At 39.6% G+C, this 23,143-nt stretch carries 19 protein-coding genes; 7 read left to right on the forward strand and 12 right to left on the reverse strand.

Annotated features, from left to right (window positions below):
* Window positions 1-24 precede the first annotated feature (24 nt).
* The 3 genes from B3H30_RS08490 to B3H30_RS08500 all read right to left on the reverse strand — a co-directional run bounded on the left by B3H30_RS08490 (window position 25) and on the right by B3H30_RS08500 (window position 3,073).
* Entirely contained in the window at window positions 25-894 is an 870-nt protein-coding gene (locus B3H30_RS08490) for a cupin-like domain-containing protein (RefSeq protein WP_046673643.1), read from the reverse strand.
* Window positions 895-1,316: 422 nt separating this feature from the next.
* The gene (locus B3H30_RS08495; protein WP_046673642.1) at window positions 1,317-2,087 is read right to left on the reverse strand and encodes a uroporphyrinogen-III synthase; all 771 of its coding nucleotides are present in this window, start codon (window positions 2,085-2,087) and stop codon (window positions 1,317-1,319) included.
* An 11-nt stretch (window positions 2,088-2,098) separates the two neighbouring features.
* Complete coding sequence (locus B3H30_RS08500) at window positions 2,099-3,073, reverse strand: DUF4271 domain-containing protein (RefSeq protein WP_115046453.1); 975 nt, start codon at window positions 3,071-3,073, stop codon at window positions 2,099-2,101.
* 123 nt (window positions 3,074-3,196) lie between these two features.
* Between B3H30_RS08500 and B3H30_RS08505 the strand changes: the two genes are divergently transcribed.
* Complete coding sequence (locus B3H30_RS08505) at window positions 3,197-3,760, forward strand: DNA-3-methyladenine glycosylase I (RefSeq protein WP_046673739.1); 564 nt, start codon at window positions 3,197-3,199, stop codon at window positions 3,758-3,760.
* A 104-nt stretch (window positions 3,761-3,864) separates the two neighbouring features.
* Window positions 3,865-4,362: a hypothetical protein gene (locus B3H30_RS08510; protein ID WP_070570331.1), complete on the forward strand. Its 498-nt coding sequence runs from the start codon at window positions 3,865-3,867 to the stop codon at window positions 4,360-4,362.
* 44 nt (window positions 4,363-4,406) lie between these two features.
* On the opposite strand, the gene hpt is transcribed toward B3H30_RS08510, so the two are convergent.
* Window positions 4,407-4,946 (reverse strand): hypoxanthine phosphoribosyltransferase, encoded by a 540-nt coding sequence (gene hpt, locus B3H30_RS08515; protein ID WP_046673639.1) that lies wholly within the window; start codon window positions 4,944-4,946, stop codon window positions 4,407-4,409.
* A gap of 27 nt (window positions 4,947-4,973) precedes the next feature.
* Window positions 4,974-7,148, reverse strand: coding sequence for a transglycosylase domain-containing protein (locus tag B3H30_RS08520; protein WP_286776921.1), 2,175 nt, complete (start codon window positions 7,146-7,148; stop codon window positions 4,974-4,976).
* A gap of 513 nt (window positions 7,149-7,661) precedes the next feature.
* On the opposite strand from B3H30_RS08520, the gene B3H30_RS08525 reads away from it, so the two are divergent.
* Window positions 7,662-8,726, forward strand: a complete 1,065-nt coding sequence (locus tag B3H30_RS08525) for an Mrp/NBP35 family ATP-binding protein (protein WP_046673637.1) — start codon at window positions 7,662-7,664, stop codon at window positions 8,724-8,726.
* A gap of 81 nt (window positions 8,727-8,807) precedes the next feature.
* Here B3H30_RS08525 and B3H30_RS08530 read toward each other — a convergent pair whose 3' ends face one another.
* From B3H30_RS08530 to B3H30_RS08550, 5 genes are all read right to left on the reverse strand, one after another.
* A complete protein-coding gene (locus tag B3H30_RS08530; protein ID WP_070561278.1) occupies window positions 8,808-9,575 on the reverse strand; it encodes an exodeoxyribonuclease III in 768 nt (255 codons plus the stop codon).
* Window positions 9,576-9,647: 72 nt separating this feature from the next.
* Window positions 9,648-10,406: a peptidylprolyl isomerase gene (locus B3H30_RS08535; protein ID WP_046673635.1), complete on the reverse strand. Its 759-nt coding sequence runs from the start codon at window positions 10,404-10,406 to the stop codon at window positions 9,648-9,650.
* 58 nt (window positions 10,407-10,464) lie between these two features.
* Window positions 10,465-10,812 carry a hypothetical protein gene (locus tag B3H30_RS08540; RefSeq protein ID WP_046673634.1) on the reverse strand — a complete coding sequence of 116 codons (348 nt, stop codon included), beginning with the start codon at window positions 10,810-10,812 and terminating at the stop codon, window positions 10,465-10,467.
* A 37-nt stretch (window positions 10,813-10,849) separates the two neighbouring features.
* Window positions 10,850-11,296 carry a low molecular weight protein-tyrosine-phosphatase gene (locus B3H30_RS08545; RefSeq protein ID WP_070561279.1) on the reverse strand — a complete coding sequence of 149 codons (447 nt, stop codon included), beginning with the start codon at window positions 11,294-11,296 and terminating at the stop codon, window positions 10,850-10,852.
* Window positions 11,297-11,891: 595 nt separating this feature from the next.
* Window positions 11,892-13,445: a Do family serine endopeptidase gene (locus B3H30_RS08550; protein ID WP_046673632.1), complete on the reverse strand. Its 1,554-nt coding sequence runs from the start codon at window positions 13,443-13,445 to the stop codon at window positions 11,892-11,894.
* A 230-nt stretch (window positions 13,446-13,675) separates the two neighbouring features.
* On the opposite strand from B3H30_RS08550, the gene dapF reads away from it, so the two are divergent.
* Together dapF and B3H30_RS08560 are read left to right on the forward strand one after the other, a co-directional pair.
* Window positions 13,676-14,455 carry a diaminopimelate epimerase gene (dapF, locus tag B3H30_RS08555; protein ID WP_112375034.1) on the forward strand — a complete coding sequence of 260 codons (780 nt, stop codon included), beginning with the start codon at window positions 13,676-13,678 and terminating at the stop codon, window positions 14,453-14,455.
* 253 nt (window positions 14,456-14,708) lie between these two features.
* Complete coding sequence (locus B3H30_RS08560; protein WP_112375035.1) at window positions 14,709-17,594, forward strand: DEAD/DEAH box helicase; 2,886 nt, start codon at window positions 14,709-14,711, stop codon at window positions 17,592-17,594.
* A gap of 8 nt (window positions 17,595-17,602) precedes the next feature.
* Here the strand turns inward: B3H30_RS08560 and B3H30_RS08565 are convergent, their stop codons facing one another.
* Window positions 17,603-18,412 carry a helix-turn-helix domain-containing protein gene (locus B3H30_RS08565; protein WP_070561282.1) on the reverse strand — a complete coding sequence of 270 codons (810 nt, stop codon included), beginning with the start codon at window positions 18,410-18,412 and terminating at the stop codon, window positions 17,603-17,605.
* A gap of 336 nt (window positions 18,413-18,748) precedes the next feature.
* Here B3H30_RS08565 and B3H30_RS08570 point away from each other — a divergent pair, with 336 nt between their 5' ends.
* On the forward strand, window positions 18,749-19,798 hold the full coding sequence (locus B3H30_RS08570; protein WP_070561283.1) for an HlyD family secretion protein: 1,050 nt from the start codon (window positions 18,749-18,751) through the stop codon (window positions 19,796-19,798).
* 11 nt (window positions 19,799-19,809) lie between these two features.
* Window positions 19,810-21,381, forward strand: coding sequence for an MFS transporter (locus B3H30_RS08575; RefSeq protein ID WP_167450444.1), 1,572 nt, complete (start codon window positions 19,810-19,812; stop codon window positions 21,379-21,381).
* 240 nt (window positions 21,382-21,621) lie between these two features.
* Here the strand turns inward: B3H30_RS08575 and gltX are convergent, their stop codons facing one another.
* Window positions 21,622-23,142 carry a glutamate--tRNA ligase gene (gltX, locus tag B3H30_RS08580; protein ID WP_201640038.1) on the reverse strand — a complete coding sequence of 507 codons (1,521 nt, stop codon included), beginning with the start codon at window positions 23,140-23,142 and terminating at the stop codon, window positions 21,622-21,624.
* Between the last annotated feature and the right edge of the window lies 1 nt (window position 23,143).

Genomic DNA, 23,143 nt, shown 5'->3' on the forward strand with positions numbered 1-23,143 from the left:
AAATTTGAGACAGCTTCTTCTATATTAACGTTTGTTTCTTTTGATTGCATTATTGGCTCGGCGTTTCGCCGTTTTGATTTTGTAGTGGAACCAATGGTCTTTGAAGATCTTTCGCATGGTATTGTCAAAATGTCTCGTGATAAACAGATTACGCGCCCCCTTCAACTTTTCACTGATCGAATTTGCTAATGCCCTAACAGAAATCGAATAGCCCTCTGTCTCATATTGAATGTAATGCCACCAGCCTGCTGGCATATATAAGGTTTCGCCAGGATGAATGACTGCTTCATAACCTTCTAGGTACTTAATTCCGGGATATTCCTCTTCACTACTATATTTTGGGTTGGCAATACTATGAAAATTGTAGGGCAATTTGTACATCAAATCAGATTGATCATTCGGAAAAAGCCAAATACGTTTTAATCCTTGAAATTGAGAGATAAATACGTGTGACATATCGATATCGAAATGATTACGGGTACTTGACCCCTCTCCACCAAAGAACATAAATGGCAACCATTGCAAGACCTTACCTCCCGTGACATCATTATAAATAACATCGTTTTTCAGTTCAGGACGTATTTTGAGCAGATTGAACAAAAACAACCGTAACTCAGTAGGTTCTTTTGTGATCAGATCCAAATACTCTGCAAATGTCATATGGCCAACAGGAGCACTGGCAGCACGGTCCATTGATTCCTCCTCTTTTCCATAGACATCTATTTTTATATCTCCTGCGATTTCCTTAAAGTAATCATAACTCCATTTCTTCCATGCTGGACTTTCTGCACTGATAAAATCTGATATAATTACAGGAAAACCTGGTTTCAGATAATTCTTTAAGAAGTCCTCTGATTGAATGCCCGAAATTTTATCAACTTGCTTTAACTTCACGACTGACTAATTTTGCTTAATTACAAACATAAAAAAAATATTTCTATCAAATTTTAAAAATATTGCCTATGCTTTATTTTTAATTGGAACAAATTACTCCTAGCAATTTAATAGAAATATATTTAAAATCTCCATGACCTTCGTCACTTTTATTACATTTTAACATCATCGATTCGACTCGCAACCATTTCTACCCCCTTAAGATAAACATATTATTCATCTATCTTTTACAAGAGGAACATACCACAGCTATTGATCATCTGCCGATACGTAAAATTGTCGTCGTACCGACATCGATTCGGAATGATAAAACGCCCTTCCCCATAGAAGTCTTTAGCGATTTTGTGGTCCTTAAAATTGCATAAATAACAAAAAAAGGGTCTTAAGAACCCTTTTTTTGTTATTTACCTTATGTTAGGCTACTACTTATTTACCTTTTTGATATATTCTTCGACAGCCATCGTCATACTTGGCGCTTTTGGTGTTGGAGCAGGGATATCTAAAATTAATCCGTGATCTAAAAGAGCCTGTTGCGTAGAAGCGCCAAATGCTGCAATCCTTGTATTATTCTGCTTAAAATCAGGGAAGTTATCATATAAGGACTGTACACTTGAAGGACTAAAGAACACGATAACATCGTAGAAAACATCTTTCAAATCCGTCAAATCGCTTACCACAGTTCTAAAAAGCACAGCTGGTGTAAATTTATAGCCGTTTTGTAGTAACCAATTACTTGTTTCCTCATTAGCAACATCCGAACAAGGGAACAAAAAATTCTCCCCTTTGTGTTTTTTCAATACCTCTTCAAGGTCTTTCGCGGTCTGTTTACCAAAGAAAATCTTCCGTTTTCTATATTGAATATACTTCTGAAGATAAAGGGCAATCGTCTCTGAAATACAGAAATATTTCATTTCTGCAGACACTTCAAACCGCATCTCTTCGCAAATTCTAAAATAATGATCTACAGCATTTCTACTCGTAAATATTACGGCAGAATAATCTGCTAAATTAACCTTATCCCTACGCACATCTTTGGCAGGAACTCCTTCTACGTGTATAAAACCTCGAAAATCTAATTTTAACCCGTATTTCTTTGCTAAATCATAATAAGGGGACTTATCGTTTTCAGGTTTTGGTAAAGTCACCAGTACACTTTTTACCTTCTTTGCTCTTTCTACGTCTGAAGTTTGCATATTAACCAGTTTTAGCTCAATAATCTTAACAGTATTAATATTGGTGCTATTTCTAGGCAACAAAGGTACAAAATTAAATAGGAAATTGAAAATTTATACATGGACATAATATGAGTCGCTGTCTTAAGAAATCGATAGAAAAAGAGTAAGGCCGCTCCAACGATGGCCAAATGAAGCACCACACCCACCGATGTCAACGGCACAAGACTCAAAATTAATAATACAGGAAGCATTAAAAAAAGTGTATTGAAATAAATCAGATACAGCACGGTCACATATTCTTTTACCAACTTTCTGATTTGAAACACAAAGGATAAGAACCGAATAAACCCTATTTTTAGTGCAAACAAAGCGCCAACCATTCCCACAGTCTTCATATAATTGGGAAAAGTAATAAAATCAAATCTATTTAATTCATACGCATAAAATAGACTTACAAATAAGCCCATTGCCCCAGAGAATAATATAAACAGAAAAATAAATGGCCAAGATGTCAGGATCGTATCCTCCTTACTTACTGATAGTAAGACCCGATCGTCCCAATAGCCCTGAAAAACCAATTTGATATCTGACGGGAAGAATACCCGAATCATCCCAACACCAAAAATTAATGCGAGAACTGTAAATAAAATCCAATTTTCACGATGAGCCTTGAGCGTGCCATATTGCCGATCCAAATTACTACTTCTTAATTCACCCTGAAAATACTGCTGTACATCAAAATTATAAATGTTATGAACCTTCAGCCCTTCCCCGTTTACGGTTACGATCCGATATTGATTCTGTAACGCAGGGTTCAAAGATGCCAAGACTTTCTGGTTTGGCGATTCAACAGAATCTTTTACTACATTTAGACTATCAGCCTTAACTGTGCTGCTGTTTTGTACAACCGCCCGAAAAGTTCGCCGCTGCGCATTCAATCCCGTAAAGGAAAATAGCAGAAGCACTACAAATAGAAGATGATATTTGAAGATAGTTACGCTCATTAAAATGAATTGTCTCTTAACGGCAATGAAATACTCATGAACCGTCTCTATTCGAAACTCTTTAATTTTGGTCGTAAAGTTAGGATAAAAAGTTATATTGCATTCAAAAAATCTTCAGAGAACATGTACAAAGAAATCATACGTTGTCAATGGTGCGGTTCTGATCCGCAATATGTAGACTATCACGATAAAGAATGGGGGCGACAAGTCCGCGATGACAAAACTTTATTTGAATTTTTGATCCTGGAGTCTGCACAAGCTGGCTTAAGCTGGATCACAATTCTTCGTCGAAGAGCAGCATACCAAGAAGCTTTTGCCAACTTTGATGTTGATCAAGTCGCGGCCTATACCAATGAACATGTTGCGAGGCTTTTGAGCGATTCGGGAATCATCAAACACAGGAATAAAATTGAATCCACCATTACCAATGCGCAACATTTCAAGAAAATCCAAGCAGAATATGGTAGCTTCTATGACTACTTATACAGCTTTTTACCTGAAAAACAACCGATTGTAAACCACTGGAGCAGTTTGCAACAGGTACCTGCAACGACAGTTATTTCTGATAAGATAGCAAAAGATATGAAGAAAAGAGGGTTCAAATTTTTCGGCTCTACCATTTGTTATGCGTATATGCAGGCCGTTGGAATGGTGAACGACCATATCGAAACCTGTTCGTTTAAATAGGCTAGCCAGTAAAATGCGCATCGATTTCTCAAATCAATTTGAAAGAATCAAAACAAGTGCTCTACCCCATAAAAAACGAACCTTTAAGAACAGAAATGCCAGCTATGAATCAAATCGACCTAACACAAAACCAATTGGTATTAAAAGAAAAAAAGGGACCGCTAGTTGCCAGAATATTCATCTATTTACTGACCATAATGACGATAATTCTCCCATTAGGCGGCTTCATTGCCAATGTTCTCAATGACGGGGTAACACTTATGAGTGTTGTCTTCTATGGTATATTCGGATTAATAGCATGGTATATGATCCGGGTTTCACTATGGAATACCTATGGCACTGAAATTATTCATTTTCAAAAAAACAAATTTAATTACGCAGCTAACTACCAATGGTTTAAAGGAAGTCTAAAAGAATTTGATTTTGAAAAGATAGACTTTACAATACAAAAAGCGGGCTATGAAGAAGATCATAAAGGTGTCTTGGTCATTAAATTTGATGAAAAGGAAATGTTTGAAACTGTCTCTAAATTCCCCTTGTCTGATCTGGAAATTTTGCTCATCAATCTGAAAGCATTATACAGCGATCAAACGCTTGAATAGAGCGAAATTCTACCATTAAAATCTAACGATCACTTGATAGCACATTAGATTGCTACGTTTTTATAAATATCGGGGAGATTCCGACAAAGACCATTAAAGTCCATACCATACCCAACTACAAATTCCTTACTTATTTCAAAGCCAACATAAGTTAGTTCCTCAAAATGATACTGCAGTGCCTCAGGTTTAACCAAAAGTGCGCAAGCAATCACACTGGCTGGATTTAATTTTTTTACAGCATCCAAGGTGTATTTGAGTGAATGCCCGGAGTCGACAATATCTTCTACAATAATCACATCCCGGCCTTCAAGGTCGATACCAAGTCCTAAAAGCTCGTTTAATTCAGATTGTCCCGTTCCAATATAAGATGCCAACTTAATAAATGACATCTCACAAGGAACATCAATTTGCTTAAGCAAATCTGCCATAAACATAAAACATCCATTCAAGACACCTATAAAAACAGGCAGTTTGTGTTCATAACGCCGGCTTATATCAATCCCCATTAGGCGCACTCGCTTCTGAATTTGTTCTTCTTCAAATAAAGGTTCGAAAAGCAATCCGTCAATTTCTATCTTTTTCATGTTAATATCCTTCTTTCGCCACAAACACTATTTGTGTGCGTCGTTTTGTTTTTCTTCTTTTTTACGTCCCAATATCTTGTCAAATAGCGATCGTTTTGGTTTCTCTGGTTCAGTCGCCTCCTCATCTTTCTTTTCCGTTAGATCCATTTGTTTTAGCTTCTTTGGAACAGATACACTTTCAAGATTATCGGCAGGAGAGCTACTTTCGAGACGATCGAACAACAATGGATCATCTCCCATATCAAATACATCAACCGAATCTACCACAGCTGGTCGAGCTGCCCGCAGATGCGGTTGCAGAACAACTTCATAAAAACCATAATTTGAAGTTGTTGAATCCACACTAATCTGCCCTGTTTTGGTCATAATATGACCATAGGTATTAAAATAGCGCAACATATTCTCTTTCAGGTGCCCTGTCCAATCAAAAAAGTTGAGTCCTTTTTTAGGTCGTGGAACGATACTGGACAAAAATATACTCTCTCCAAGCTCCAACTGTGCCGGTGTTTTTCCAAAATAATAACGCGCAGCTTCGGTGATACCATATACATTATTCCCCCATTCGATGACATTCAGGTAAACCTCGTACATGCGTTGCTTGCTGACTTGCTGTGAACGCTCCATCAGCCATACCAGCAAAATTTCTTCCAGCTTCCGCACAACGGTCTTATTCCGATTTAGAAAAACATTTTTTACCAGTTGCATAGATATCGTACTCGCCCCACGCTTAAACCCTTTTTCCTTGATATTTGTAGCAATGGAGAGCTTAAAAGCCTTCTCCTCAAAGCCCTTGTGTTTAAAGAAAAAGGGGTCTTCTGTATTGATCAAACTAATCTGCATATAACGGGATATTTGATCTAGCGGTGTAAAATTAGGGTTTTGAGGCCCCACCACAATCTCCCGCATCGGCTTACCATCTTCGTAAGCTGTATACGTGAAAGGCGTATTTAGCATCGCAATATCAGCCTCTCCCCATTTAACGACTTTTAAATCCCTATCATCCATTTTGGAAGAGAAAAGAAGCTTTTCGGGCTTTTTTATTTCGAGCGCAAAGTTTAGATCGTATTGAATGTGCCCCTCCACCTGAATACCGTCTAAACCTGGAAATAGTCCAACTGGCATGGCATCAAAAAAGTGCTGAGCCTCGATCTTATCTGTGTGAATAGCGAAGAAGAGCTCTTTCTCCGGCTTGTGCACATATTTGACATAAGGTGAAAACACAAAATCTTTGACCTGTACGGTACTTTCTTTACTCACTTCAATCGATGATGCTCCAATATTCAATGCCCCCTGCATGATGGCTTCAGGAAAGATGACATCTTTACTAGAAATACGCCAGTGATTTACTTTCAAATTTTTAAAGCCCCATTGCCCATGCAATTCCAGCAATTCCTTATTCCTCCTGTGCGCCTTGTCCAGTCGGAAGGATATTTCATCAAAACTTACTGCAAGACCAAATTTGCGTTGCAACAAGGGAAGATTGACCTCCTTTTTATCAGAAAAAAGGCGAAGGTCACATTCTTGATTATCCGAATCTATTGTTCCAGTCAGATTCCAGGCCGCTTCATGGTCGTTTAGCAGGAACTTCGTTTCCATATCTCCACCGTCGATCACCGCAGAGGGAATGACAATGCGCTGTGAAGTGCTGTCATCGCGATAGGAAAGCTCAAGATTCTTGAGATCAAGATCATTTGGAACCTTAAAAAACACATTTTTCAACAATCGATCTGCTAAAGCTGCCAGATTCTGTTTTGGATTATCATTTTCTACGGTATCTTTTTTCTGTTTCTTGAATAAGAAATCGTAGTTACTGACCGAGTCTTTTTTAACAAGAGAAACGGTCCCATTATCCAAAATAACCTGCCCCAATTTTACATCTCCGAATAGCAAAGGCCACAATTTTACAGATACCGTAAGATCATTGATTTGTGCCAATTGATCGCGATGTCTGGGCAACAATTGTATATTCTTAAACTGTACTGTACTAATTCCCTGGAAGGCATAATATTGGATCTTCAATTCCATATCATACTTTTCAAGCAACTTTGCTTTCGCTTTGTTGATTGCTCCCATGAGCATGGCATCTCTTTTCTGATAAGCATAGGTACCAACTGCAATAGCCAAAACCAGCATAGAAGCTAGCGCAATATAAAGCCATCGCCACTTGCGGGACTTAAAAGATGTTATAAATCGATTGGACATAATTATTACTTAATGCAAATTCGTGCATATCAACAGTCAAACTTAGATAAATTAGCTTTTATATGCAATTTAATTGCGTGGCATATATACGTAATTTATCGATCTCTCCTCTGCCTATTGAGGAATTTATTTATTGAGGAAATATACATGAAGTTTTTCTAAGCACACATAGACGGATAAAAATGATAAAAGCCATTCCGACCAATGGCATGACAACTTTCCAATAAGCTTATTTTCTAGCAGGAATTTACAACTTATTTTATAGGGATTTAAAACGGGTTTTATAGGGGTTCATCCGAATGAAGTCCGAATGAGGTCCCTATCAGGTCCCTATTAGGTCCGTTTAAAGAATAGGAATATTCACTTCATGTTTTGAACCTGAACTATGGAAGATTAATGTCCCATCCCTTTTAGTATAATACAGCTTTCTAAATCCCATTAAAAACAAAGAAATGACATGAAATTGATCTGCAATGAGTAGTTTTGTAATCCGTGATTACAAATGAATAACAGATGGTTACCAAAGAACAAGTATTAAATGCATTATCCTATGTTGAAGAGCCTGATTTGAAAAAGGATCTTGTAACATTGAATATGATTCAAAATATCGAAATCGAAGGCCAAAAAATTTCTTTCGATGTCATTTTAACTACGCCAGCTTGCCCGCTTAAAGACCATATTGAGCATGCTTGTCGAAACGCTATAGCCCATTTCATCGACAAAAATCTCGAAGTTCAGATCAATATGACTTCCAATGTGATTGGGAAGCAAGGTGCACAAGTGTCGGGTATTAAAAATATCATTTTGGTATCTTCAGGCAAAGGTGGAGTTGGTAAATCTACGGTTGCCGCCAATCTAGCTCTTGCTCTCCATGCCAAAGGTGCTAAAACAGGACTTTTAGATGCCGATATCTATGGACCATCGCTTCCGATTATGTTTGGATTGGAAGGCGCTAAGCCAGGTTCGGTAGAAATGCCAGACGGACAGGTTAAAATTGAACCGCTTGAAAAATTTGGGCTGAAATTACTTTCAATAGGATTTTTCACCGATCCAAACCAACCTATTCCATGGCGTGGTCCAATGACCACCTCCGCAATCAAGCAGCTTTTTAACGATGCGCACTGGGGCGAACTGGATTACTTGGTCGTTGATATGCCTCCAGGCACTGGTGACATCCATATCACCGTATCGCAGACATTCCCTATTGCCGGAGCTGTGATTGTCACTACGCCGCAGCACGTTGCCCTGGCCGACGCCGTCAAAGGAATTGGAATGTTCTTAATGGATAGCATCAATATTCCATTATTGGGCGTCGTAGAAAATATGGCCTATTTTACCCCGGCTGAGCTGCCAGAAAATAAATACTATATTTTTGGTAAAGACGGTGGAAAACGTTTAGCAGAAGAATATAAAGTTCCTTTCCTTGGTGAAATCCCTTTATTAAAAGGCATTTCTGATGCTGGAGATAATGGTTTCCCAGTTGCCATAGATACCGAAGACCCTGTAACGAAATCATTTTTAACGATTGCAGAGAAAGTTGCCCAGCAACTTTCCATTATCCATAGCCAGGGGAAATAATTAGTTAATAATGTCCCTCGTGCTTCACAAAAAAAAGGCTTTCATACATATGAAAGCCTTTTTTTGTGAGATGCCATCTAATTAGACGGCAAGCTCCAACAATACCGGGCAATGATCGGAATGGACAGCATCTGGCATTATGCTGGACGATTTGATTTTCTCTGCCAGAGGTTTTGAAACCATATTATAATCAATACGCCAACCTAGATTTTTCGCACGTGCTCCAGCACGGTAACTCCACCAACTGTAATGGTGCGGATCCGGATTTAAATGGCGAAAAGAGTCGATATAGCCCGAATTAATAAAATTCTCCATCCATTCGCGCTCCTCTGGAAGAAATCCCGAAGAATTTGCATTTGATTTTGGATTGTGAATATCAATAGCACGGTGACAAATATTATAATCACCACAAACGACCAAATTCGGTTTTTCGACCAAAAGCTTATCGCTATATAACTGAAAATCCGCCAGAAAACGGTATTTAAAATCCTGTCGCACGTCTCCTGTCGTACCTGATGGAAAATAAGTACTCATCACGGAAACCTGATCAAAATCAGCACGGATAATACGTCCTTCAAAATCATAATCTTCATGGCCGCAACCATACTCAATATGCTTAGGTGTGATACGCGTAAACAAGGCGACTCCGCTATAGCCTTTTTTTTGAGCGGGATACCAGTAATGCTCATAGCCCATCTGTTCCAACAAAGCAATTTCAGGAATTTGATCCGGTGTAGCTTTAATCTCCTGAAGACAGATGACATCTGCATTTACAGTTTTCAACCAGCCTAACCAATCTTTCTTCAAGGCTGCACGTAAACCATTCACATTATAGGTTACTATTTTCATTTTTTGAATATTGAGATGCTAAATAATAAAGGAAAAAGCTCTTCAACCCCTGATTTGCGAATCATAACGACATTAATAATCCTTGGAAGAGAACAGATCACCAATTTTAGAAAAGATACCCGTCTGAGGTTTTAGACCTTTTAGTTCTCGCTCCAGGTTTAACGCTTCTCGTCTTGTGAGCACGTGCATGCTCATTTTCTGGTCGACTTCTGGCCTATCGTGCTTATCGGTTTTCACAGCTGCAATCTGATCGATGACATCCACGCCTTTGACCAGCTCACCAAATACGGTATAATTCCAATCCAAATGCGGAGCTCCACCAATAGTCGTATACGCCTGACGTTGCACTTCCGAAAATTTCTTACCATTCATTCGTGTTTGCTCCAAACGATCGAGGTCTTCAGGGGTGAATACCTTTCCCTGAACGAGATAAAATTGAGAACCTGAAGAAGCCTTTGCGGGATTATTATCTCGAGCCGCTCCGATAGTACCTTTTTTATGGAATAAACCATCCTGAATCTCTGCAGGAATTGTATACCCTGGTCCTCCATTACCCAATTGAGCGCCGCCAACGGCATTTCTTGAATCAGGATCACCACCCTGAATCATAAAATTCTGGATGACACGATGGAACAAAGTCCCGTCGTAATATTTACTTTTTGCCAATTTGACAAAGTTATCCCGATGTTTAGGTGTCTCATTATACAACCGCAGCACACAGGTCCCCTTGTCAGTAACGATCTGTACATATTTAAACTCGGGTTTAGCCGCAAATGCCAAAACCTGCAGAAAGCAGAATACTGCTATTAAACTAGCCTTTAAAAATTTCATCTGTTAATAATTATATGCTCCCAATTAGAACTTCCAATTTTTTCAATTGTGCTATTTTCTAGATAACGTTTAATTCCTCAAAATAATTTATGATCAAGGACTTCATAATCAGTTCTTGTTCCAAAAGCGTATAGTTAGGAATAGGTTTTACCAATTCCCAATGTGGCCACCCCTCTTCATCCAGACCTTTCAGATTATAAAATCCCATTGCACTGAAAAGACGACAGGTCGCAATGTGCATCAATTCTTCTTTTTCCCGTTTTGAGAACTTTTGAGCACCTTTACCCAATTCCTGAACACCAATGAGGAATAAACAGACTTTGATGTCCGGCTTTTCCATATCGAATAGTGAAGCAATTTCATCCTGTAGAATACTCCACTTCTTATTTACTTCTGCTGCTTTCATTTTTTTGTTTTAAACAAACTAAGATAAATAAATACACTTATGCCGTTAGATTCCCTCCTTTTGCAATAACCTCTGCACAGCGCTGATCAATCATCTGAAAAACTGGATCGAACAAATTATCGTCAAAATACGGATCGGGAACAACATCATCTCCTAAAAACAATTTCACTTTGTTCAGGTCTTCCTTATCAATCACCTGAGCGCATACATCTTCATAATTTTGTCTATCCATCACAAATATAAGATCATATTCGGCAAAAAAATGCGGCTTGAAATGTCGGGCCCGCTGACCGGAAATATCGACACCATACTTCTTTGCAATGGCTATCGCCCTACGGTCGGGTGCTTCACCAATGTGCCAGTCACCTGTACCCGCCGATTCAACGACCCAATTTAATTGATTATCCGCAACTTTTTGTTTTAATATACCATGTGCAAGGGGCGAACGACAGATATTGCCCAAACAAACCATTAAAATCTTCATCTCTATAATTTTAAAAAACTATCAAGCAATCGCGATACCGTTGACTGATCCAACTAAAGGACGCAAAGAACGCCTTTAGCCCATATAATCAGGCTCTCATTCTTGTCGATAGCAAAATATATAATAAATCATCAGGCCAGAAAGACGCAGCTTAACAAGTACTGGCGCTGTTCGGCACTTCATTCCGCAAAATAGCTAAACTAAAATTATTAAGGAAACAACCAGCTTAAAATTGACCTACATGTTACCAAGTGACATAGCATTTCCACCAAATTTTCCTGATTTCGCATACAAAAACAGCGGAAAAACCCGCCTAAAAATCATTCTGACCAATAACTGAGTTCATTAAAGCCAATGAAATTAAACAATGCTTAGTAAACCAAGCATAGCGAGTTCATTACTCCCTTAATGAAAAAACGTGATCATAATACAAAGGATAAAACCTTCATGACTTCGCAGCCACCAATAGCAATGAAAGCAAACTGAAGGTTCTTTCTGGCCAATAAGATCAGACACTTTCAGAAAAAAAAGGTGGCCTAACCTTACGGCTAGAACCACCTAAACTATATTAATCAACCAATTCTTAATTCAACGCTTAATATTCTACTGGGAAGCTCAATTGAACAGCACCACCTTGAGGAGATACCCCTTTCAATCGCACAATATTACGTTGTGTTGCGCCAAGCGCAGTTTCAACATCGTCTACTGTATTTACAGCTTTTCCATTAACCTCAGTAATGACCAATCCACGCTCTACACCGAAGTAATCAAAGATGCCACCACGATTCACTTGGGTCACAACAACTCCAGAGTTGACACCCAGCTCTTTTTTCTTCTGAGCTGAAGCAGGAATAAAGCTTGCACCCAATTTATTGTAAATCTCCGTTGCACTTTTAGAAGCTTTACCGCCGGTATTTGCGGTCTTCAAGGATTCTTCCCCTTTCAATGTCATGGTTACTTGTTTTTCCTTACCATCACGTTTGTAGGTGACATTGACCTTATCTCCAGGACGCGCACGACCTATAGTTTCACTTAAGACAGGTGAACCTGTGATCACTTTTCCATTAATCTTGGTCAGGATATCTCCTTTTTTAACACCTGCAGCCTCTGCGGCACCACCAGCTACAACGTCTTGAACATACAAGCCATCAACATCTGTGAAACCTTTCTCTTTAGCAAGTTCAGGTGTTATTTCGGTATAGGTAACACCGATATAACCGCGTTTTACATTACCGTATTCGACAAAGTCATCGACAATCTTTTTCACCAAATTGACCGGAATCGCAAAACCATAACCCGCATATGTTCCTGTCGGAGAAGCGATAGCAGAGTTAATACCAATCAATTCTCCCGAAGCATTCGTCAACGCACCACCACTATTTCCTTTATTGATAACAGCATCTGTTTGAATAAAGGATTCTATCGCTGAACTCACCGGGATTTGATCCTGTCCACCACCAAATGGATTACCACGTTGTTGCTGACCTTCACTCAGAATACCGATCTGACGACCCTTTGCACTAATGATACCTGCGGTAACTGTAGATTGAAGCCCTAGCGGGTATCCAAAAGCCAACACCCATTCACCGACATTGACATTATCTGAGTTACCTAACTTGACCACAGGAAGCCCCTTGCCTGACACTTTCAACAAGGCTAAATCTGTATTCGGATCACGTCCGATCAATTTGGCTTCAAACGTACGTTTGTCTGTTAATACGACTTCAATTTTATCTGCATCTTCTACGACGTGGTTATTCGTTACAATATAACCATCATCCGAGATAATTACACCTGATCCGGATGCCTGCACAGGTTGCGCCTGCATTTGACGACGTCCACCACCTTGTGGCATGCCAAAAAACTCTTCAAACATATCGAACGGAGAACCTTGCGATTGCTGTGATCCTTTACGGCTATAGGTTGTCTTAATATGCACTACACCTGGCGACACTATTGCGGCAGCCTGGGTGAAATCAGGATTGCCTGTTGAAGACATAACTCCTGTAGGATTGTTTGCAAAATAAACTTTTTGTTTGTCTTCGAAAGACATACCATCCAACTTCTTATTCTCAATAAGCTTGTAACCACCTAATGCTACCGCTCCACCGAAAACAGCCGTTAATAGCGTTAAACCGACCTTATTCATAAACTTATTTCTATTTTAAAATGTCCTAATATATGCTGATAACTTTTGCTCCTAAAATTACCGATTTTATTCGGATATGTTCAAATGTAATACCATTTCAAGGCCTTCGGAAAATCCGACACGTTAAAAAATGTTAATTGCTAGACAAATGCAATCATTTTAACAAATCTTAACTTTTACCCGGTTTTTTGTAACAAAAAAACGTATTTTTGTTACTACAAATCAACGTAATGGCATCAAAAGTAAGATTTTCAAAATATCAGGGCGCAGGAAATGACTTCATTTTAGTAGACAACCGCGACAGTGCATTTGACCGCGCAGATGAAGCATTGGTAGAAAAACTCTGTAACCGTCGGTTTGGCATTGGTGCCGATGGCTTAATGCTGCTTCAAAACAAGGAAAATTACGATTTTGAGATGATTTATTATAATGCCAACGGCAGAGAAGGCAGCATGTGTGGTAACGGGGGCCGTTGTATCGTCGCTTTTGCACGCGACTTAGGCATCATTACTGACAAAACTGTCTTTTTGGCAGTAGACGGCATACACCATGCCTCGCTAGCAGCAGACCTTGTCAACCTGCAAATGATCGATGTACAAGATTATACACGTGATGGTGAAGCTTATGTATTACAAACGGGGTCTCCACATTATGTTGAGTTTGTAAAAAATCTGCAGGATAAAAATGTCTTCCAAGATGGCTACGCAATTCGCAACAATGCTACTTATGAAAAAGAAGGCATCAATGTAAATTTCATTGAAGCGGAAGGAGATGGTTATTTCCTCCGTACTTTTGAGCGCGGTGTTGAAGATGAAACCTATGCCTGCGGCACTGGAGCAACTGCAGCAGCGATGGCTGTTGCTCTGCAGCAAAATTTAGAAGGTGATATCACTATTCCTATTCGCGTATTAGGAGGGCAGCTTTATATTTCATTCCATAAGAAGGGCTCCCATTTCTCAGAGGTATTCTTAAAAGGTCCAGCACAATTTGTCTTTGAAGGAAACTATTAGATTTTTACTCCTATAGCGAGTCAAGCTAATTACAACTCAAATTTTCAACTCAGGTAAATCAAGCCGTGAAGGACGACCTGTTATCTTTGGCATTTAACGATACCTGTGAACAACTTCATAATGAAGGTTAGTACAGGATCTTAACGAGGCTATCCCTTGGAATCGATTTTTAAAATTTCAACGTGCAAATTGCAATTAATGGTATATTTTATTGTATATTAGAAACCTTTATTTATAAGGTCCGCTATTTTTAATGCAACAGTCAAAGTCATTTCCAGTATATAAAATCGTTTATTCTATATGTGAGCATCCCTATCTTGGCTATCTTATTGAGCCACACATGGTCAAACTCAATCCCAACGGGACTTACTCACTACGTTATCAGCGTATATTTAGCAATACTGTCGATGCTTACGCCGCGGAATTGGATGAAGTAGATTACAAACTGATTCGATTGCTCGATGAAATCGAACAAACGCATCTCATCAAAAAATACTATAAAAAAGCAATTAGACCTGTCGATTTCTTTTCCAAAGTTTTCGATAAAAAGTTGTATGAACTTCTTCGGCCTAAAATAGATGAAAAAATGATCCAATTTTTTGAAGCTATTGGAGACAAACCACTTTTCATGATGAGCAAAGATGGTTATCCAGCAGATCAAGAAATTAAATTGGCAACCTCTGCGGCATCGATTCTATTTCATTTTCGACGAAACGAAGAAGAAACACGTTATTTCCCGACAATCAAATACGAAAATCAGCGTCTGGAGTTTATGTTCAAAAATGCCATTGTCTTGACCAATGTACAAGCATGGTTACTTTTAAACAATACCCTATATTATTTCGATCAGGCCCTTGAGGGCAAGAAGCTCAGCCCTTTCCTGAATAAACGTTACATTTCTGTCGGTAGAAGCACTGAAAAAAAATATTTCGAAACCTTTGTATGTGGACTGATTGAACGTTATCATGTCTATGCCGAAGGATTTGAAATTCAGACCCACCAGCACCAAGCAATTCCACTCCTCCATTTGATTTATGTCGAGGATGGAGCCTCGCAATTACAACTGCAATTCAAGTACGGACCGCATACCTTTACCGCGGGAGCCGAGAATAAGGTTACTGTTCGCATGGAATATAATGCGCAAGATGATCAATATATATTCCACCGTGTCAAACGATCGTTGCAATGGGAAGAACAACAACATGAAAGCTTAAAAAAATTGGGACTACAGGATGTTGATCTCCAACTCGGCTTATTAACGCCAGCAAACCAAACTGGAAAACGGCTTTCAGTATTTGACTGGATGAACAACCATCAAGAACAACTGGAGGCTCTTGGATTCCACATTATACAAAATAGTGAAGAAAAACGCTTCTTCATAGGGCACACCTCCTTAGATATCTCCATTGATGAAGACAATGATTGGTTTGATATAAGTGCTATCGCAAAATTTGGGCCCTATGAGATTCCATTTATTCAGCTGCGCAACCATATCCTTAATAATATTAAGGAATTCACCTTACCAAATGGAGAAATTGCCATGATTCCGGAAGAATGGTTTGCAAAATACAACCATCTCTTCCAATTTTCTGCAGACCGACATGAGCTCAAACTAAATAAGGTACATATTGGTCTACTCTTTGAAATTAGTGAGCATACAAAACTGGTATTTACACGAAAACTACAGAATCTAGCCAACTTTGAAGAGATTGCTGATATTCCCGAACCAAAACATTTCAAGGGAAATCTTCGCCCATACCAAAAAGCAGGATACAATTGGTTTAATTTTTTGAAGCAGTATAAATTTGGCGGCTGTCTTGCAGATGATATGGGTTTAGGTAAAACCATACAGACTTTAGCGTTATTGCAACAGCAAAAAGAACAACTCCAAGACGAACAGGATGTCCGTACCTCACTTTTGGTCTTGCCAACATCATTGGTATACAACTGGCAAAAAGAAGCACAGCAATTTGCGCCACAGCTTAATATTCACCTTCATACCGGAAACAACCGCATTAAAGATGCCTCGCTTTTCGCTAAATATGATTTGGTCATTACTACCTACGGGATTGCCCGCATTGATGAAGAAACCTTGAGTGGCTTTTATTTTAATTACATTATCCTCGATGAGAGCCAGAATATCAAAAACCCAACTTCCAAATCGTTTAAAGCCATCAAAAGCCTAAAAAGCAAAAACAAATTGGCCTTGAGTGGAACTCCTGTAGAAAATTCCGTTTCGGATCTTTGGGCACAGATGCACTTCACCAATCCAGGATTACTAGGAAGCTATACCTATTTTCAGAAGGAATTTGTACAGCCCATAGAAAAGAAAAAAGATGAAGAAAAGGCGCAGCGTCTTCAAGCGATTGTCAAACCTTTTATATTAAGACGTACAAAAGATCAGGTGGCAACAGAATTACCGCCAAAAACTGAACAGGTACTTTATTGTGAAATGACTGAAAAACAATCCGAGTTGTACGAAAAAGTCAAATCTGAATATCGCAATGCCATTCTTGACGGACAATTGGACAGCAAGCCAAAATCTACCCAAATTGCGCTGTTGCAGGGCTTGACAAAGCTCCGACAATTAGCCAATCATCCCCGAATGGTGGATGAGAAGTTCTCGGGTGCTTCCGGCAAGTTCGACGCTGTCATTGAAACGCTTGAGATGGTAATGCAAAGGGGCAACAAAGTACTGATTTTCTCCCAGTTCGTAAAACAGCTCAATATCTTCCGTCAGTATTTCGATAATAAAGGAATAAATTATGCCTACCTAGATGGCGGCACAAAGAACCGGGATGAAGCCGTTAGCCAATTTCGTAAAAACAACGATACTAAGTTATTTCTTATATCGATAAAAGCAGGTGGGGTGGGACTCAATCTGATTGAAGCGGACTATGTTTTTATTCTGGATCCGTGGTGGAATCCAGCTGTGGAACAACAGGCCGTAGACCGTTCACACCGCATCGGTCAAACGCGCAATGTATTTATCTATAAATTTATCAGTAAAGATACCGTCGAAGAAAAGATACTGGCTTTACAGAATAAAAAGAAATCGATTGCACAAAGCCTGATCACGACAGAAGAAAGCTTTATCAAGTCACTATCTCAGGAAGATCTGCAGGAACTTTTGGCCTAAATAAAATATTACTGTTTATATTCATTAATCTTCGCCATATATATCGATGGACGGATACCCGTTACACGCGTAAAAATATTACTAAAAGAAGACAGCTCGTTGTATCCCACGCGCATGGCTATTTCTAGAATGGAATAGCTATTCTCTGACATCAGCTCCAAAGCTTTTGCAATTCGTATGGCTCTTAAAAACCGAATATAACTGATGCCCATATCGTCTTTAAAAAGTCTGGACAACGAGCGGCTACTCATTCCAAAGCGAGCCGCAATCTGTTCTATGGTAAAGGCCTGATCAATGTTGCTGTTCAGATATCTAGCCACACTCCTGAGTTTCTCACTTTTAGGATAGGGATGCTGCATCGGGAAAGCATCTATTGGTGAACTTGTATCCGGAATGATAGCCATCATCGCGCGCAAGAGACAGTATTTTGAATAATCGGTCGTTTTACTGACCCCTCCGCTCCAATCCTGAGCAAATAAAAACATTTCACGCACCAGATCATTGCTAAGAAATATATTCGGTACTGAAAGTACGGACGGCATCTGCTGCCGCTCTTTGAAATAAAAACTATATAGCGGGATACGGGAGCTTGTGCTTTCCAGATGATAGGTTGTATTTGCCGGAATCCACATGTAAAATCTTGCCGGTAAGTACCAGTGCTTTGTTGCTGTAAACACATGAACAATTCCACCTTCGGCATAGAGCAACCGTGCCTTTTTATGTTTATACTCCCGAGAATCGATACGATCGACATACATGTGGTCTACATAAAAATCATATTGATCAGCATCAATAGCTGCCAGTTTTTCCTCTTCCATAACTTAAAATTACACTTTTCCTACAACATGGCGCAAATGAACATATATTCGTCCGACTATACAAAACAAAACGTTTCTATCTCACAGTATCTTTGTACAGCCATATGCTCATGTGCTCAGAGGAAATTTGCTCGTATTCCGAGTACTCCTGTTTAAGTCAAATACAAAACCAGAAAAATTGCTACTTCGAGTACAGCATAGCTGAACTGGATGAATGGCTCCGAGACTTTTTGAGCTGGAAGCTTTGATGATTTTAAGGTAAAGGATACGTCAAGCACATACAAAGGAATAAGCACAGGCAAAGCAAACAATTGAAAAACGCGCAATTAAACAACAATGAATAAAGAAGATAAAAAAGACAAAACAAAGGGATTTAATAAAGTGCTCGTCATATTTGCCAGCCTATTATTATTGACCGGTATTGGCGTCTTAGTCAGACACCTCATTTTTACTAATCAGTATGTCACGACAAATGACGCTCAAATTGATCAATATGTTACACCCATTGCCAGTAGAATCGCTGGTTTTATTAAAGAGGTACGATTTGAGGAAAATCAATATGTTCATCGAGGCGACACGCTGCTTATTATAGACGCGAGCGAGTATCAAACCAAGGTGGATATGGCGAATGCCGAACTCCAAAGTAGTGAGAGAAATGCCGAGGTTCTCAGCAAAACAGCCGATGCGGCAGCTAATAGTATTTCGGTTCAAAAGGCAAGATTAGAGGCTGCAAAAGTAAGTGTATGGCAGACCCAACAGGATTACAATCGGTTCAAGAATTTATTTGAAGCTGAGGCTGCCACCAGACAGCAGTACGATAATGCCAAAGCAGCATACGATATCGCATTGGCGCAATTGCACGCCATTACGGAAGAATATAATTCAGCTCAACTGAACAGCAGCAAAGAAAAAGCAAACGAATTGCCGGCAAGAGCTAATATCAATATCAAAAAGGCTGCGAAAACAAATGCACAGCTTTTTCTCTCCTATACCGTAGTAACCGCTCCCTACGATGGCTTTGTTGGCAAACGAACGATCCAACCAGGACAATTTGTAAAGGAAGGCCAGACACTAGCCAACGTCATTAGCGAGGAAAAATGGATCAACGCTAATTTTAGAGAGACTCAACTCGAAAACCTTTCAGAAGGTACTGTAGTCACGATACAGGTTGATGCCTTTCCCAAACTTAGTTTTAAAGGAAAAATTCACTCTTTTTCCCCAGCATCAGGTTCCAAATTTTCCGTGATACCTCAAGACAATGCAACCGGAAATTTCGTAAAGATTGAACAACGGATTCCTATTAAAATTGTATTTGATCCAAAACAGGATCTTAAGAAATTGCGTGCCGGTATGAATGTGGTTATCCATGCTACCCATCAATCCTAATCATCATGCGTATGAATAAATCTTTATACTATAGTTGGGTGCCCGAATGGATAAAACTTCCGTTAATGATATTAGCGATGTTCCCACATCTCATGTTAATGTCTCTCTTCCATTCCAATACGGCATTTACCGCTTCGGTACTGGACATTGAAGCCGAGGATATTCAGTATTTTCTATCCCTGATGTATGGCGCCATTGTCGTTGCTTTACTTCTATTTCAGCGGCTATTTTCCTTCTTCAGAGTAAGAACATATATTCTTTTGACCTGCAGTCTTTCCATTTTGATCCTACTAGGCATTTCGCTGACAAGAGATCCATTTCTTATTGGCATTCTGCGCGTGGTAGAAGGTATTTTCTGTGTATTGGAAGGAGCTTGCTTTCTTCCCTTGCTTATGATGCAAATTAGGCATGCCAAAAGCCGTACGATTGCTTATTTTTTCCTGTACACCTTTATGCTTACGGGATCAACTTTAACGACCTCCTTACTCAAAGAAAGTATTATGGATTACGGATGGCAAGATATGATCCACGTCGTCCTCTATTGGCATTTGATTGTGATTGCAATAGCTTTGCTGTTACTTAACAATAATCGCTTGGGTAAAAAATTCCCCCTCTATCAATTAGATCTGGCAAGTTGCTTGTTTTTATTGATATCATTGAGCTGTGGAGCTTATGTCTTAATTTATGGTCGCAAATACTATTGGTTTGAACACGCCAATATCACCATAAACTTCGCCCTTTCCCTTATTTTCGGCGCACTCTTTATGATTAAACAAAAGACGGTCAAAAGACCCCTTTTTCATTTTGAGATCTTGAGATACAAAAATGTGATCTTTGGTGTTACCCTGTTTTTTCTGTTTTATATTATTCGTAGCTGCCTCAATAATGTTTATACTGTAATGGCTACAGTTTGGAAGTGGCCCTGGCATTATATTATTGATGTACAGTACATCAACGTGTTTGGCACAATACTGGGTGTCGGTAGTTCAGGTTTTTTACTCCTGCGCGATGTATCTCCTAAATATATCTTTGGTTTCGGCTTTTTGATTTTGGCGACCTCATGTTTTCTATTTGTACCCACATTTTACCCTGACACCACAATTTGGGCAATCGGTCTTCCTTTGTTTATTCAAGGAATAGGTCAGGGATGGCTCTTTACACCGCTTGTTATCTATATCTTGACTGGTGTCGAATCCCATCACGTTGGCAATGCAGGTCTTATGGGCACAACAGCTCGGTTCTGGAGTACGAATGTCGGATTTGCTCTTATCCAAAACGTCAGTTATGTATTAAATCAAAAACATTATATTCAACTCGAACAAACATTGAATACAAGCAGTCCCCTAACAATAAACTATTGGGATACATTAATGGAGAAATATGCCGGAATATATGGCGATCAGATAGCTGGCCGAATTGCCAGCAAAAGTATTTCGGGAACCCTAAGTCAGCAAGCAACGTTAATCAGTAACATGGAGATATTTACTTATCTAGGGATACTAGGAATACTAATAACGGGGCTAATATTTTTATTCGGCCCAGCCAAAACACTTTTCATGCGCCTAAGGATACCATACTTGTAAATGAGGCCGCCCCCCCTATAGACAAGCTCCATGATTTCGCGAGCAACAACAGTTAAGAACCCGAACGGAAGATTCTTTTTGGCTAATCAACCGCGTATCGCGCGCGCATTGATGACTTAATCGCGCATTGATGACTTGATAAAAACAACAGCAATCAATAAACAACCTCTTTCAGAAAAAAGGGGCTGTTTGCATAGCAATGCAGACAACCCCTTTTCAGTATCTCGTACTTAAAGCTATTTAAGCATCGAATTCTTTAAGTGCTTTTTTCACACGCGCTATGACCTCTTGTTGACCAAGTAATTCAACAATCTGAAATACATCTGGTCCAAACTTACCCCCTACCAGCATAATCCGGAATGGCATCATAAGCTCACCCATCTTCATCCCTGATGCCTGAATCGCATCTTTGAAGAAGGGTTCCAATTCAGCAGCCTTCCAGGTATTAAATCCTTCAAATGATTGGTTAATATGCTCAAAAAATGCTGTTTTCTCAGCAGACCATTTAGGTTTTACCGCGCTCAAATCATATTCCGCAGGCTGCGAAAAGAAGAAGGACGCCTGAGTCCAAAAGTCTTCAACAAAGGTTAAACGTTCTTTCACGGCATCCAATACTCGGCTCACATAAGCGGCATCGGCTTCTACTTGATGATGCTCCAAAACTGTATTGATCTGTGGCAACAGAGATTCTGTCGATGTGCGTTTAATCCATTCATGGTTGAACCATTTTGCTTTTTCAAAATCAAATTTTGCCCCAGCTTTACTGATACGGTCAACACCAAATTTCTGGATCAATTCATCTAAGGAGAAAATCTCCTGTTCAGTTCCATCATTCCAGCCCAACACCCCAAGCATATTGACAAAAGCTTCTGGCAAGAAGCCCATCTCACGGAATCCTTTTGTTGTATCACCAGATTTCGCATCAGTCCAGTTCATTGCATAAACAGGGAAGCCCAAGCGATCGCCATCACGCTTACTTAATTTACCATTTCCATCTGGTTTCAGAATTAATGGAAGGTGTGCCCAACCTGGCATGCTATCACCCCAGCCGAGGTATTCCCACAATAAAATATGGATAGGCGCCGAAGGCAACCACTCTTCACCACGGAAAACATGCGATATTTCCATAGCTTTATCATCGACAACAACTGCCAGATGATAAGTCGGCATGCCATCTGCTTTAAGCAACACCTTGTCATCGACAAGATTTGTATCAAAAGCAACCTTTCCACGGATCATATCCGTGAATGTTACCGTTTCATCGGTAGGAATCTTTATACGAATGGTATGCGGAGTCCCCGCATCCAATAATTGTTGAGTTTCAGTCTCAGACAGACTCAATGAATTACGCAATTGAAGTCTATTTTCGTGGCTATAGCGAAAATTAGGCTGCAACTTACGTTGCTCATCCAATTCCTCTGCAGTATCAAATGCATAATAAGCATAACCATTCTCGATCAACTGCTCAGCATATTTCCGGTAAGATGGTTTTCGCTCACTTTGACGGTAAGGTCCGTACTCGCCCCCTTTTAACGGGCTTTCATCTGGAGACAGACCACACCATGCTAAACATTCGTTGATATACTCCTCAGCACCTGGGACAAAACGAGTTTGGTCCGTATCCTCGACACGTAAAATAAAATCTCCCTGATGCTGACGCGCATAGAGAAAATTAAACAAAGCTGTACGTACCCCACCAAGGTGAAGACCACCTGTCGGGCTCGGTGCAAAACGCACTCTTACTTTTCTTTCTGAACTCATG

The organism is Sphingobacterium sp. UBA7038 (assembly GCF_002494055.1).
GTDB lineage: Bacteria > Bacteroidota > Bacteroidia > Sphingobacteriales > Sphingobacteriaceae > Sphingobacterium > Sphingobacterium multivorum.

Excerpts from the sequence above, each read along its gene's own strand:
- B3H30_RS08495 (WP_046673642.1), bottom strand. The coding sequence starts at position 2,087 with ATGCAAACTTCAGACGTAGAAAGAGCAAAGAAGGTAAAAAGTGTACTG.
- B3H30_RS08500 (WP_115046453.1), bottom strand. The coding sequence starts at position 3,073 with ATGAGCGTAACTATCTTCAAATATCATCTTCTATTTGTAGTGCTTCTG.
- B3H30_RS08505 (WP_046673739.1), top strand. The coding sequence starts at position 3,197 with ATGTACAAAGAAATCATACGTTGTCAATGGTGCGGTTCTGATCCGCAA.
- B3H30_RS08510 (WP_070570331.1), top strand. The coding sequence starts at position 3,865 with ATGAATCAAATCGACCTAACACAAAACCAATTGGTATTAAAAGAAAAA.
- hpt (WP_046673639.1), bottom strand. The coding sequence starts at position 4,946 with ATGAAAAAGATAGAAATTGACGGATTGCTTTTCGAACCTTTATTTGAA.
- B3H30_RS08520 (WP_286776921.1), bottom strand. The coding sequence starts at position 7,148 with ATGTCCAATCGATTTATAACATCTTTTAAGTCCCGCAAGTGGCGATGG.
- B3H30_RS08525 (WP_046673637.1), top strand. The coding sequence starts at position 7,662 with ATGGTTACCAAAGAACAAGTATTAAATGCATTATCCTATGTTGAAGAG.
- B3H30_RS08530 (WP_070561278.1), bottom strand. The coding sequence starts at position 9,575 with ATGAAAATAGTAACCTATAATGTGAATGGTTTACGTGCAGCCTTGAAG.
- B3H30_RS08535 (WP_046673635.1), bottom strand. The coding sequence starts at position 10,406 with ATGAAATTTTTAAAGGCTAGTTTAATAGCAGTATTCTGCTTTCTGCAG.
- B3H30_RS08540 (WP_046673634.1), bottom strand. The coding sequence starts at position 10,812 with ATGAAAGCAGCAGAAGTAAATAAGAAGTGGAGTATTCTACAGGATGAA.
- B3H30_RS08545 (WP_070561279.1), bottom strand. The coding sequence starts at position 11,296 with ATGAAGATTTTAATGGTTTGTTTGGGCAATATCTGTCGTTCGCCCCTT.
- B3H30_RS08550 (WP_046673632.1), bottom strand. The coding sequence starts at position 13,445 with ATGAATAAGGTCGGTTTAACGCTATTAACGGCTGTTTTCGGTGGAGCG.
- dapF (WP_112375034.1), top strand. The coding sequence starts at position 13,676 with ATGGCATCAAAAGTAAGATTTTCAAAATATCAGGGCGCAGGAAATGAC.
- B3H30_RS08560 (WP_112375035.1), top strand. The coding sequence starts at position 14,709 with ATGCAACAGTCAAAGTCATTTCCAGTATATAAAATCGTTTATTCTATA.
- B3H30_RS08565 (WP_070561282.1), bottom strand. The coding sequence starts at position 18,412 with ATGGAAGAGGAAAAACTGGCAGCTATTGATGCTGATCAATATGATTTT.
- B3H30_RS08570 (WP_070561283.1), top strand. The coding sequence starts at position 18,749 with ATGAATAAAGAAGATAAAAAAGACAAAACAAAGGGATTTAATAAAGTG.
- B3H30_RS08575 (WP_167450444.1), top strand. The coding sequence starts at position 19,810 with ATGAATAAATCTTTATACTATAGTTGGGTGCCCGAATGGATAAAACTT.
- gltX (WP_201640038.1), bottom strand. The coding sequence starts at position 23,142 with ATGAGTTCAGAAAGAAAAGTAAGAGTGCGTTTTGCACCGAGCCCGACA.